Annotated in this window: 9 protein-coding genes; 3 read left to right on the forward strand and 6 right to left on the reverse strand. The window is 45.2% G+C overall.

What is annotated here, in order from left to right; all coding sequences use genetic code 11:
• Nucleotides 1-71: 71 nt before the first annotated feature.
• Nucleotides 72-1,337: an MFS transporter gene (locus ACFFJH_RS10920; protein ID WP_390212490.1), complete on the reverse strand. Its 1,266-nt coding sequence runs from the start codon at nucleotides 1,335-1,337 to the stop codon at nucleotides 72-74.
• A gap of 141 nt (nucleotides 1,338-1,478) precedes the next feature.
• Here ACFFJH_RS10920 and ACFFJH_RS10925 point away from each other — a divergent pair, with 141 nt between their 5' ends.
• Nucleotides 1,479-2,354, forward strand: a complete 876-nt coding sequence (locus ACFFJH_RS10925) for an AraC family transcriptional regulator (RefSeq protein ID WP_390212492.1) — start codon at nucleotides 1,479-1,481, stop codon at nucleotides 2,352-2,354.
• 43 nt (nucleotides 2,355-2,397) lie between these two features.
• On the opposite strand, the gene ACFFJH_RS10930 is transcribed toward ACFFJH_RS10925, so the two are convergent.
• From ACFFJH_RS10930 to ACFFJH_RS10940, 3 genes are all read right to left on the reverse strand, one after another.
• Nucleotides 2,398-5,997: a PAS domain S-box protein gene (locus tag ACFFJH_RS10930; RefSeq protein ID WP_390212494.1), complete on the reverse strand. Its 3,600-nt coding sequence runs from the start codon at nucleotides 5,995-5,997 to the stop codon at nucleotides 2,398-2,400.
• Between the two features lie 71 nt (nucleotides 5,998-6,068).
• The gene (locus tag ACFFJH_RS10935; protein WP_390212496.1) at nucleotides 6,069-7,217 is read right to left on the reverse strand and encodes an FIST signal transduction protein; all 1,149 of its coding nucleotides are present in this window, start codon (nucleotides 7,215-7,217) and stop codon (nucleotides 6,069-6,071) included.
• Between the two features lie 149 nt (nucleotides 7,218-7,366).
• Entirely contained in the window at nucleotides 7,367-8,437 is a 1,071-nt protein-coding gene (locus ACFFJH_RS10940; protein ID WP_390212498.1) for an HD domain-containing phosphohydrolase, read from the reverse strand.
• A gap of 851 nt (nucleotides 8,438-9,288) precedes the next feature.
• On the opposite strand from ACFFJH_RS10940, the gene ACFFJH_RS10945 reads away from it, so the two are divergent.
• Nucleotides 9,289-9,816, forward strand: a complete 528-nt coding sequence (locus tag ACFFJH_RS10945) for a PilZ domain-containing protein (protein WP_390212500.1) — start codon at nucleotides 9,289-9,291, stop codon at nucleotides 9,814-9,816.
• Nucleotides 9,817-9,884: 68 nt separating this feature from the next.
• Here the strand turns inward: ACFFJH_RS10945 and ACFFJH_RS10950 are convergent, their stop codons facing one another.
• Both ACFFJH_RS10950 and ACFFJH_RS10955 read right to left on the reverse strand, forming a co-directional pair.
• Nucleotides 9,885-11,159, reverse strand: coding sequence for a sterol desaturase family protein (locus tag ACFFJH_RS10950; protein WP_390212502.1), 1,275 nt, complete (start codon nucleotides 11,157-11,159; stop codon nucleotides 9,885-9,887).
• A gap of 126 nt (nucleotides 11,160-11,285) precedes the next feature.
• A complete protein-coding gene (locus ACFFJH_RS10955) occupies nucleotides 11,286-11,951 on the reverse strand; it encodes a phytanoyl-CoA dioxygenase family protein (RefSeq protein WP_390212503.1) in 666 nt (221 codons plus the stop codon).
• A 156-nt stretch (nucleotides 11,952-12,107) separates the two neighbouring features.
• Between ACFFJH_RS10955 and ACFFJH_RS10960 the strand changes: the two genes are divergently transcribed.
• Nucleotides 12,108-12,251 carry a hypothetical protein gene (locus ACFFJH_RS10960; RefSeq protein ID WP_390212505.1) on the forward strand — a complete coding sequence of 48 codons (144 nt, stop codon included), beginning with the start codon at nucleotides 12,108-12,110 and terminating at the stop codon, nucleotides 12,249-12,251.
• Nucleotides 12,252-12,592 lie beyond the last annotated feature (341 nt).

Raw genomic sequence — 12,592 nt, forward strand, 5'->3', positions numbered from 1 at the left:
CAACTGACTGGAAACATGGCCGCGCCTCCAAGTTCGGATGCGGCCAGTACACCATATTACATCTGCGATGTCTAGATTTTCTTACGTGTGTTAGTGCCGACACCTACCGCAGTGAAAATTGCCAGCATTTGAAATAAGCCTATGCAAGCGAAAACCCAATTGGAATGATGCGCATCCATAATCGCGCCAAATAGGGCGGGTGACACCGCGAGGCCGATATCTAAACCTGAATACACTACGCCATACACACGTCCGGTTGCGTTCTTGGGCGAAGCGGCGCGGATTAACAAGTCGCGTGAAGGACCTGCAATCCCTGCACCTAGACCCACTGCGCCCATTAATACCACCGCCATTTCACCCGAGACCCAGCCTGTCGACAACAGCACGGCGATGATGGCAGAAAAAGAAAATGCCACAGTAATCGTGCGATCATGATCCTTTGTTTTGGCTGCGATAAAACCACCCCAGACCATTCCCGCCGCTGAGGTTAGCATGTAGGCGGTATAGGCCGCCGTCGCCCATGCCAGTGACATGCCATATACGTCACGTAACGCGGTTGCAGAAAAACTTTGAATCCCACCAATTCCCATAGAAATCATGAAGAAAAATAAAAAGCACATCCATACCGCAGGCAGACGCATAAAGTGAAACAAGCTATTCTCATTGTTATCGACTTTGCTATTTGGCTGTGTTGTCGATGACGGTGATGCAGCTTGTTGAGGTTTAGGATCGGTGTGAAGTAAGTGGCGATAGAAAAATAAAATCATCAATACGATCAGCGGTAAAGCTGCTGCAGCCATCAAAGCGATGCGCCAGTTGTAGAGATTGGCGAGGGTGACCAGAAAAACGGGGGCAGCCGCCCAGCCCAGATTGCCACTAATGCCATGTACCGAAAACGCATGACTTAAACGTTGGGTCGTTACGCATTTATTTAAGATGGTGTAGTCAGCGGGATGAAACACACTATTTCCCAAGCCGGCCAACATAGAGCCTAGCATTAACAGTGAGTAGTTAGGAGCGAGCGCTAATACGATGGCAGATAAAGCTAGGCAAGTAATACCAAAGAACAAAACCGCACGGGCACCAACTCTGTCAACGACAAATCCTGATAAAGCTTGACCGATACCTGAGATGACAAAAAAGGCACTCATTAATAAGCCAAGTTCTGCATATGATAAGCCAAACGCCTCTTTCAGCCATGGGAATAAAGGCGCCAAGATCATATGGAAAAAGTGCGAAATGCTATGTGCCAAGCCAACTAGGCTGATCACCATCGCATCTTGCTTAAAACTATTGGGTAATGGCATAGGGTCGTGGTTGGCGGTGATACTAGTCATAATCGGATACTTTCTATTGGTACAGATAAAAATACGGGCCGTGACGCATTAATGGCGAGTGTAAGCAAAAATTGCTCGTCTGTTTTAAGATAAACGGTCATAATTTATTTAAATTGCGCCAATTGCTTAGGTGGTATGAGTATGCGCCTTCATACCGCCAAAAAGAATTTTGTTTTGCCTAGTCCGCGGGAGTTTTTATTTACCATGTCCTACTGCCCAATTACCCATACCGGTTCTCCTCCTGCTAGTTTATCGCCAACGGTAGCGCGTCCGGTGCGGGTCGTGGCACGTGATTTAGAAGCCGATGAACTGCTCAGCGCCCATCAGCATGATTGGGGGCAGGTGACCTATGCGATTGATGGCACGGTACAAGTGAATGCGAATCATCAAACTTGGTTCGTCCCACCGCAGCGAGCGATTTGGATTCCTGCGCATGTGGTGCATGAAGTGCGTACCTTAGAGCGAGCGAAGTTAAGAGCGATACATATTGAAAGCTCGGTGGTGCCGATAGGCGGAGAAGAATGTGTGGTGCTGGAGGTATCCAACTTGATGCGGGAATTGGTGCGAGCCTTAACCCATTTAGAGCTGTCACAAGACTATTCAAATAGTGGTGCTCATCATGCGCAACGGGAAGCTCATTTGGCGGTTTGCTTATTAGATGAATTAGCCAACGCGGCGCCTTTACCTTTGAATGTGCCTATGCCACGTGATAATCGTCTGCGTAGCTTATGTGAAATTTTAATTGCCGACCCTGCATCCAATCTCAGTTTGCAAGATTTATCGAAACAAGTCGGTGCTTCTGAGCGAACTTTAGCGCGGTTGTTTCAGACCGAAATGCAAATGAGTTTTGGACTATGGCGTCAGCAAATGCGCTTGGCACGTGCCGCACCTTTGATTGCTAGTGGTAAGCCCTTGTCCGTGGTTGCGGCCGAATTAGGATATGCCAGTCAGTCGGCTTTTTCGGCGATGTTCAAAAAAACCTTTGGACAATCACCGTCGCAATTCTTTAAGACTTAGGAGCCAAGACTTAAGATTTACTTACATTAGTTATGTTCGTGGATTAATCCTTTGAGGTGTGTTCTTGCAAATAATGTGTCAGTGCATTCTTGAGCGGAAGGATCAGATCAGACATTTCGGCATATAAGCTTTCAGTATCGCTAAAGTCCTGTTGTTTTCCTTTTAGCTCCAAGGCTTTCGCCAGTGTCTCTATGGGTTTAGCATTAAAGTTGCCAACTAAACCTTTGAACGTATGTGCGCTGCGATATAGCAGCTCGGCATCTTGGCGTTCGATGGCGCTTAGAATTTCCGCTACTTGCTTATCGCAGCCTTCTAAAAACATCGGGGTGATAATTTGCAAGATATCTTCATCGCCTTCCAGTATGGCCTGACTAAAATCAAATGAGGCGCTGTCCGCGGTCAATGACGACGGATCAGATTGCTCTGCTAGCAGTGTGGTTTCTGGCAGCATGACTAGCAGCGCGTCGCTAGCTAAAACGGCTTTGGAATGCAATGTTTTGTGTCTAGAGATTTGGGTAATCAACTCTTTTAGACTCTCGCTCTTGATGGGTTTGGATAAATAATGATCCATACCTGCTTGTAGACAACGTTCGCGGTCGCCTTGCATTGCGTTGGCCGTCATAGCGATGATAGGAATATGTTGTCCCTCGTTCTCTAAGCTACGAATTATTTGGGTTGCATCAATGCCACCCATCTCAGGCATTTGCATATCCATGAGAATCAGATCGTAAGTATTTGCAACGAATTTCTCAATGGCGATTCTTCCATTTTCTGCGATGTCGGCGCTATGCCCCCATTTGTGCAATAAATTGAGTGCGAGTTTTTGATTAATCGCGTTATCCTCCGCAATCAATACGTGTAGTTTTGCTTGCGTGTTGTGAATGTCTTCGTTCACCAAATGGATATAGTGAACCGCGCCGGTCGGAATGCCTTGAAATACGGCATCAATGGCAATCTGTAATTCTTGGTGATTGATGGGTTTGCGTACATAGCCGTCAACACCGATTTCGGTGCAGCGTTGTGCGTCATCTATTGACGCCGCTGAAGAGAGCATGAGCATTTTGGGCTGCGGTGTTAAGTGCATCGCGACGATACGCTGTGCAAGCGTAAAACCATCAACTTCTGGCATACAAGCATCTAATAGTATGAGGTGAAATTGTCGTTGAGTGCGCGCATATTCCTGTAGATGAGCGAGAGCTGCATCGGCACCGTTGGCCACTTCTACTTGCATCTGCCAGTTACGCAAGGTATCTTGGATATAACGGCGATTGATCTCATTATCGTCCACTATCAACGCGTTAAGACCTTGTAGATGCATCGTTTGTAAAGGCGCTATGCTAGTTGCACTTACTCCAAAATCTGCAGAAAAATAAAAGCAACTACCTCGTCCTAGTTCACTTTGTACTTGCAACTGACCATTCATTGCCTGTACTAGACGTGAGGAAATCGATAGTCCTAATCCAGTGCCGCCATACTTACGCGTCGTTGAGGCATCGGCTTGGCTGAATGGTTGAAAAATTTGCGCTTGCTTTTCCTGTTCTATACCTATTCCTTGATCTGTTACCGAAAAATGTAGGCGCGCCATGCCATCGTGCAATTCCACCATATTGACGTCGATGATGATCGTACCTTCATGACTAAATTTGATCGCGTTGACTAAGAGATTATTTAGAATTTGTCGCAGTTTTCCTGGATCTCCAATTAAAATTTCTGGCAATTCAGGATCGATTTGATATACCAATTCTAGATTCTTTTTATCGGCACGTAAGGCTGAAGATTTCAACATCGTTGCGATCAGATCGCGAATCGGAAACTCGATCCGCTCCAGCGTCAATTTGCCGGATTCTATTTTTGAAAAATCTAGAATATCGTTGATGATACCGAGCAAAGCATCTGAAGAAACTTTGACCAATTCCAAATACTCGCGTTGTTGCATGGTCAATTCAGTGTCGAGTGTCAACTCGGTCATACCTATGATGCCGTTCATTGGCGTACGAATTTCGTGACTCATGGTGGCTAAGAAATCGCTCTTAGCTTTGCTTGCTTCTTCCGCGCCTACTTTGGCGTGTATAAGTGCGGCTTCAAATTCTTTTCTACTTGTGATGTCGCGGCATGAACCATAGATGCTGCCATCGGGCAGCAGTGCAGCGTTCATTTCTACCGGAACAGAACCGCCGTCTTTTTTTAAGAGACGAATTTCTTGGCGTATGAATTTTTCAGTTTGTAGTTTGGAAGTGAATGTTTTTTTAGATATTTCGCGGAATTCTTCTGGGAGTAGTGCGTAGATGCTGCTGCCTATGAGGTCCTCTCTGTTAAAGTGCAAGAGCTGTAGCGCCAGATCATTGACGTAGACCCAGCGTTCATTTTCATCCGCCACAAAAACTGCATCGGCAGCATTGTCCAGTATCATGCGTTGCTTGTTTTCACTGTCGCGCAACGCTTTGTCACTCGCTAAACGTGCAGTGATATCTTGGAATGCGGCGACCGACCCAACGATTTCTCCATTATCAAAAATAGGGGACGCAACAATTGAAATCGGTATGAACGCACCAGATCGGTGTTGAAAAAACTCCTGATCAGAACGAAATACTTGTCCCTTCGATACTGCATTACTAATTGGGCAGCCTGCATGAGGTGTGTGGCTGCCATTCGGCTTTTTCGCGTGTATGACATCGTGTAAATTTTTGCCCAACAAATCAGCAAGTGACCATCCTAAAATCTTTTCCGCTTCGGGGTTGATAAACTTGCAAACGCCCGAGGCATCAAGCGTGTACACACCTTCACCTAGGGTATTCATGATATTTTGCAGAAGTTGTTTACTGGCCTCGATAGCCTCTTTAAGTTGGCGCTCTTGGGTAATATCAGTTCGGATAGAAATGTATTGATAAGGTTTTTTTTCTTTATCGAGAAACGGTACGATAGTGGCACTAGTCCAGTAGAAACTACCATCTTTGGCACGATTGCGGATGTCACCATGCCATACTTTGCCTTGAGAGATAGTGCCCCACATAGCAGCAAAAAAGTCTCGTGGATGCAACTTGGAATTGACGATACGATGATTGTTACCGAGTAGTTCTTCGCGCGAGTACTGACTTATCTGACAAAACTTATCGTTGGCATAAATTAAATTGCCAGCGGCGTCAGTAATACTAACGATGGCATGTTGATCAAGGGCGAATTGTTGATTTTCAATTGCATCCAAGGCCGATTGCAATTCAACTCGGGTTTTTAATACCTCACTTACCACCCCTGCTAATAGGCTGCTAAGTTTTTCTAGGCTATCTTCGTCAGCTAGTCGTTTTCCGAGTTGAGCAAGTACTTCATTGGTGGTACGACGCAAACTTTGCAAGACTTGTTGGCGTAATTCGGCTTCATGGCGTAAGGTCTGATTGGCCGCCATTAGTTCATCCGAACTGAGTTCCAGACTGCGTTTTCCTAACGCTAAATCTCGGTCTGCTTGTTGGTACGCTTCGTCTGCTTGCGCAAAGAAATGGCGTAAGCCTTTTAAGGCTGTTCTGGCGGCGTCGCTTAGACCACTTTCTGCCGTAACATTATCGAATTCCGTTAATACATCAGATAGCTGCTCTTCACTGTGTATGCCGAGTAAGCGTTTATACTGCCTGAGCGAAAGTTTGTGTGGCATAGCTTTATTGTGACTGTGTTAGTGCGCAACGGGTTATAGATAGATTCAATACTGTATTGCTCAAAGTGACATTAAGCTTGTTCCGCTAAATAAGTTATGGTCATGGTCTGATTATGCAAACTACAGGTTTTGAGATGATAACCAGGGCAGATCTCTCCATTGGAGTAAAAGCCACACATCACAGTGTGCTCACCCAAGATGTCTTGCACCGCTTCGACTTCTTCATCGACCCTACCACCCATGACTAATTTTCGCCCCACGCAACTTACTAATAATCCCAGCGCTTGACTATCCTTGTTGCCCATTGTTTCTATGGTTGCATTCGCCGCAGTTTCTGCGCCATCGACCAAGTCATTGGTATGCGCATGCATGAGACGCAAATAACCGTCGGGATTGATCACGCCAGCTAATATCAGGCTGCCAGCCGCTTCGTCGACGCCTAGGATGGTACGAATCTGTCCTAGTGATTCACGTGCGTCGCTGAGCATTTCGAACGGAAATAGAAGACCTGAACCTGGTAAGTCTTTTGCATAATCACCGAGATAGCGCTTATATACCGCCAATGCCGGTTCGCCATCCAATTCATACAAAATATTATCAACACAATGTGTCACTTTGCGAGTTGGACCAAAAGGTTTCCAGCCTCCGAAACTCCCGTGCGAAAAAATCAATTTGTCGCCTGAAAAACCGATTCCGACGATGTTAGAAGTGGATACCCCAGCGTTCGATAAAGTATAGGTCTTGCTGAATGCACCATCATCTCCAGCTAAACCACCGGTGATGGCGACAGTCTCGCCCAAACAGCTGACCATGCCTTCTATCATCGCACTGCCATTAATATCAACGCCTTGGCCTAATACAATGACCGCTTGAGGATGGCTGGCTTCTAATTGTTTGGCAAGTGACAGACCTGCTTCAAATGAACTGCTCATACCATTAATGGCGGCGGTCGCAACTTTAAATTGGGTGGCGTTAAAACGAATGGCGCTGACTACGGTGCTATGATTGAGCACTCCGCTGTTGGCAATCTCGCCTGCGGTACTGCATCCCACTCGTTGCGCGTCGGGGAAATGTTTCTCTAAAGCGGATGCTAAGAGCGGATTGGCGAAATGCTCGGTATAGCCAAAAACGAGAACTAACTGCGGCTTAAAGCTGCTTAATTCCGATAACTTATCGAGATCGGTGTTTAGATTGGTAAGTACCAGTTGAGCGATTTCCATTTTCATCCTTCCAGTTAAGCTAGCTTATATATTGACACGTCTTTTCCTGCCGCAACCTGCGAACCTAATGAATAGAAGTAAGTAGTAACGAGTACTCGTGAGTAATTTTGAGAAGTAATGAGCGGTGATGTAGTCATCTCTGCGCACAATTAGAATGCGCCGAATGATTTAGGGTCCTCTGGATTCTCTCGGTATCGTTCTCTAATCTCCATTACCTTGGAAAAATCACTTAGGAAAGCGCGTACGCACTGGGGGTCAAAATGTTGACCACTTCCTTCTTCAAGTAAGGCAACCGCGCGATCAATTTCCCAGGCTGGTTTGTATGGCCGCTCTGAAGTAAGCGCGTCAAACACGTCGGCCACCGCGACGATACGTGCCACTATAGGGATCGCATCGCCGGATAAACCTTGCGGATAGCCGCTGCCATCAAATTTTTCATGATGGGAGAGGGCAATCTGTGCACCCATTTGCAGGGTCTCGGATGTACTACCTGCTAGGATTTGATAACCTAAACTGGCGTGGGTTTTCATGATCGCAAATTCATCAATGCTGAGTTTGCCGGGTTTGAGTAATATGTGATCAGGAATACCCACTTTGCCAATATCATGCATAGGCGCGGCTTCTAAAATCATTTGCTGTAGGGAATAGGGTAGGCCAAGATTCTCTGCTATCAGTCGAGAGTAATTAGCCATCCTGACGATGTGCGCGCCAGTTTCTGGGTCTCGAGAATCGGCCGCTTTGCACAAACGAAGGATAGTTTCTTGTTCACGAGCTCTAATTTCTAAGGTCGCTTTTTGCACTTCTGCATCCAACCAACTGGCGCGATTCTCCAGAAAGCGTTGATTGCGGCGTAGCGCTAGCATATTTTTGGTGCGCGCTAAGAACTCAATCTTATCGACTGGTTTGATTAAGAAATCATTGGCTCCCGCTTCCAAGGCTTCATAGCGCAAAGCAACTTCGTCATTGGCCGTGATCATGAGGGCAGGGATGTCGCGGCAATGCTGATATCGGCGAAATCCTTGAATAAACTGTATACCGTTCATGGTAGGCATCATGTAATCGACTAGCACCAAATCAGGAACGTGATCACGGCACCATTCAAGCGCAACTTCCGGTTCTAGAAAACTGACGGAAGAACAGGATTCAATTTTTTCCAGCAGGCGACAAAGCAGCGTCACATTAATCTGTGAATCATCAATGACCAAGACTTTCATTTCCATCGCACTGCTCCATTCGCATGGTTACATGGTAAAACAGCATCAGAAAAACAGTATTAGTAAAGTAGCGTGTTAAGGCTTATCGGTTTTTTTATGGCACTACCGTTCTGGAAAAATAATAGCCTAATTAGTTCAATTTGAGATGCTACGCCTCAATGGTGAGAGAAAAATTTAACAATGTTGAATAAATTGTGTCTTTTTCAGATTGACATAAAAATCACATTTCAAAATGCGCCGCATTTATCGGAATTAGCGCGTGTAAATCAATGGGATTAGTTAGTTGCAAACTATTTTGAATTGAGCATTCTTTTTTTGTCTTTATTGTGCGCATGCAGACTGATAATTCCGCACACTACACCTAGCATTATGATAGTGCTGTGAGAGTCGGTATAGACTTTGACTAAGATCAAATTGATGATTCCTAAGCTCATAAGAACAAGCGCCCAGCTAATAAAGCAATTACGGCGCAATGTATAGATAGATGCAGATTTGGCGGACCAGAGTAGGCCAAGACTGATGATGGGCAAAATAAGCAAGGTACTGGTGCCGAGTTGATTGGCCTTGGCAACATCTCCTGTGAGTAGCACGAACAAGGGTAGGCACGCTAATCCTCCCAACATCGACAAGATTAAGAAAACGATACTCAAGAATAATTTTTCGCGCAGCATAGTGATGAAGTTAGAAGATTAAACCCAAAAACGGGAGAAGCGCAGCATCGTAACAAAAAAATGTGTGGGATGATATGGGAACTTGTCAGGCTAGTGTTTGTCACATAGGACACAAAATATAGTAGTAAGAATGTATGCGCGTATGATTTTTAGCAATTTGAAAGTTTCGATAGACTATCCCAATTTATGAAAAAGACAGAGAGTGAAAAATCGCCTGAGTCACCATCTGTTGCTCCGTTGCCGGTCAAGGACACAGGTCGAGTGGAGAATGGTGGCGCTCAGAACGAGTCACAGGAAACCAATCCCACACCTCAATTTATTTCGATCTCGACCAGACTTCCACGTGTCAACAATCGTAGTCACAAACGTTACCTAGTGAAGTGGCGGATTGCGATAGTGTATGAAGGTGGTACTGGTAAGAAAACCTTTCATGGTCGGGTCAATGAAATCTCTATGGGCGGCCTGAGCATACATTGTGATCACAATGTTTTTCACGAGGGTAAAGTCATTTTATTGCTAGCTTTACCGCCTCTGAATGCCGGTGGCCGTGAAAAAATTCTAGAGATTACTTGCCGCATGAACTACACCATTTTATCTAAACAACTGTTTCGTATAGGCTTAGAGTTTGTCCAGTTCCGTGAAGGTGAAAAACGATTACTGGAAGAGCGTTTAGAGATCAGTAATGCGGGCGGCATCTCCTACATGGATGCCTAATCCGAGGTGTGCGAATTTTTGATGAAGAACGGATGACCTGAAATTTGCGTCATCCGTGCTAAAAAATATTATTCAGTTTCGTGTGATGAATCCTTTGCTGCATTTTTCTCACGTTGACGTTTGCGGCGTTTTGAACGCAGTAATGCCGCAGTTCCTGCTCGGTAGGGATCGACATGAAACGGGAAATGTTGTTGCGCCATAAAGCCCTCAGGCATGTAATCGCCAAATACACCATAACGCTCAGGAAAACCTTTTTGCCCCTTGATCGCCGTCCCAAACAGATGATCAAGGAAAGAAAAATGAGCAGAATAATTTTTATCGATCGCGATATCGTCAGACGAATGATGCCAGTGATGAAAATCCGGTGTCACGATTAAATACTTCAACGGCCCCCAATTGATATGTACGTTCGCATGGTTAAAGACGGCTTGAAATCCCACCACGATAATGTAAATATCCATCACCGATTTTTCAAATCCCAATACATACAAGCTACCTAATACCAGAACGCGGGTCGCGATCAATTCCAACATATGCATGCGCGAGCCAGCTAGCCAATCCATGGTTTTGGTACTGTGATGCACAGCATGGAAACGCCATAAAAATGGTACTTCGTGATAAGCACGATGCGTCCAGTATTGCGCCAGATCGGCGACTAAGATACACAGTAATAGTTGCGGCAAAAAGGGAATCGCTTGCACCAACTCTTGCGCAGCAGGGATTGCGATCCAGCCAAAAATTTTGTGAATTAGAAAGTTGACGGTCAATAAGGCTAAACCGATGATGAAATGATTGACCGCAAAATGTACCAGATCAGTTTGCCATTCTTTTCTAAAAATCGGTTGTCCTCGATAGAGCGGCAATAATTTTTCTAGTCCAACAAAAATTAAAGTCGAACCTAGCAAATCTAGAATAAACCAGTCCAGACCGATGTAAGGTGTGTGATCAGGAAAATCCGCGACCGGTACGTGTGAGCCGCCGAGCGCCAGACAAGCCAACACTAAGATTCCCGCTACACCGTTGATACTACGCGCTCGTTTGAGAATTAGGTTGACCAGACTAATTGAACCAGACAGCACGAGTGCGGCGAACATTAAATGGCGGATTAAATCAGGCGAATATTTTTGGCGTAATTCTGGGGTTGTTAAATACTGTGGGAAATGAAAAGCCAATACACCCAAGAAACATAAAATTGCAAGACCTAAGGCCCACACACCGCTGACGATGCCATAACCTTTAACCAGCTCGCCATCCGCGGCGATAAGCTTAGCCGTGTCTTTGGCAGCACTGGTAATGACTTTGACGGGGCTGACTGTTTTCTCTGTAGGGTGTTTTTTCTGCATAGGTCTCTCGCTATCGGTTTTTCAGTTTATTCCTGATTTTCGCTGCACAGTATAAGGGCGTAGAACAAAACTTCAAAATTAAAATGCAAAGTCAATTTTGCAATCTTAAAATGAGTATTCAAGCATTCAGTCCCAGACAACGCCATCTGGCAATCGCCAGTTACTAAATTCAAAATGCAAAACACGTCGATTGCCAGGGACAGTGCTTTTACTTGAAGCATGCAGTAAATGCGGGCGCATGATGAGTGCTGCAGCTTTATTCGCTTCACAGTAATGCGCTTCGTTTTCCGCCACGATCTTACTGATTTGTTCGGACGATAATAAACCCAACTTGTGACTATCTGGGATCACTTTGAGACATGCATTTTCTTTCGGTGTCGCATCCAGATGCACGCGTATTGTTACCATCTGTTCTAAAACGTCTAACGGTGGTTGCACGTGCAGGCTACCTTCCTTGACACTCCAAGTACGCCAACCTGCGGCATTAAATTGTTTAGACACTGAAACGGTTTTGTCCTGATGCCAAGTTACGTACCAATTGGATTCGGGCGATTTATTAAATAGGATGGCTCGAACCAGTGAGGCACCGACTGGCAAAAATGCCCGGGATTTTTCTTGAAATTCGGCACTATTAAGGTAATCCGCAATGATCGGCAATTTTTTATTGATATGCCGGACGCCGCTGTTGATGTTTAAATTGTCGGATTGTTCGATTTCACTCACGATCCTTGTTAGCCAATGCTGAGAAATAAAATCGTCGACAATTTCAAATCCTTTATCGAGAAAATGCATGATAGTTTGTTCTGTATTGATGGGTGTAAATGGTGTGAGCGTTTGTATCAGCCAAGATCGACTTAATCATGTTTGTTGTATCGCATTAGATGTGATTTTATCTGCGCTAATTGTTGTCGAGTAAGTGCTTCGTCGTAGTGAGGTGAGTGGGGATTCATGAATCCATGGCGAGTGTTTTTAATGATGGTACAGGCAACAGGCGTGTTCATCATCTTGGCCGCTACTGATTCCGGTTGGAAGGACGACTCATGTTCCGCAAAGATAAGCGAAGTTTTGCAACGTGGGACAATCGATAAATAATCTCTGATGCGTGAACCATAAATCAATTGAGCACGGCTATCAGGATGACAATTTTCGCTAGCAGCATACAGCCACATGCTAGTTGCACCAACGCTGAATCCTATTAAAAAACTAGGTTTGCTTCCGGCAGCTTCTGCGATTTTTTGTTGGTAAGTTACAAGCCCATTTTGCCTATGAAAAGCGGCGACCGCCTCTGATTCTGTTTCGTAGCGACATTCATCCCTTGTTCACGGCGATAGAAATCGGATTGTTTGGTCAAATTCTTGAAACAAAGCTTTGAGCTGGTCGTTGATGCCGTGTATGTCGGTAGCGACTAGAATTTGCATAGATGTTTGTATTGA

The organism is Affinundibacterium danionis (genome assembly GCF_042432465.1).
Taxonomy (GTDB): domain Bacteria; phylum Pseudomonadota; class Gammaproteobacteria; order Burkholderiales; family Burkholderiaceae_D; genus Undibacterium; species Undibacterium danionis.

Bases quoted from the DNA above. Each gene is read 5' to 3' on its own strand.
- ACFFJH_RS10945 (WP_390212500.1), top strand. From the start codon at position 9,289: ATGAAAAAGACAGAGAGTGAAAAATCGCCTGAGTCACCATCTGTTGCT.
- ACFFJH_RS10935 (WP_390212496.1), bottom strand. From the start codon at position 7,217: ATGGAAATCGCTCAACTGGTACTTACCAATCTAAACACCGATCTCGAT.
- ACFFJH_RS10960 (WP_390212505.1), top strand. From the start codon at position 12,108: ATGAATCCATGGCGAGTGTTTTTAATGATGGTACAGGCAACAGGCGTG.
- ACFFJH_RS10920 (WP_390212490.1), bottom strand. From the start codon at position 1,337: ATGACTAGTATCACCGCCAACCACGACCCTATGCCATTACCCAATAGT.
- ACFFJH_RS10950 (WP_390212502.1), bottom strand. From the start codon at position 11,159: ATGCAGAAAAAACACCCTACAGAGAAAACAGTCAGCCCCGTCAAAGTC.
- ACFFJH_RS10955 (WP_390212503.1), bottom strand. From the start codon at position 11,951: ATGCATTTTCTCGATAAAGGATTTGAAATTGTCGACGATTTTATTTCT.
- ACFFJH_RS10925 (WP_390212492.1), top strand. From the start codon at position 1,479: ATGCGCCTTCATACCGCCAAAAAGAATTTTGTTTTGCCTAGTCCGCGG.
- ACFFJH_RS10930 (WP_390212494.1), bottom strand. From the start codon at position 5,997: ATGCCACACAAACTTTCGCTCAGGCAGTATAAACGCTTACTCGGCATA.
- ACFFJH_RS10940 (WP_390212498.1), bottom strand. From the start codon at position 8,437: ATGGAAATGAAAGTCTTGGTCATTGATGATTCACAGATTAATGTGACG.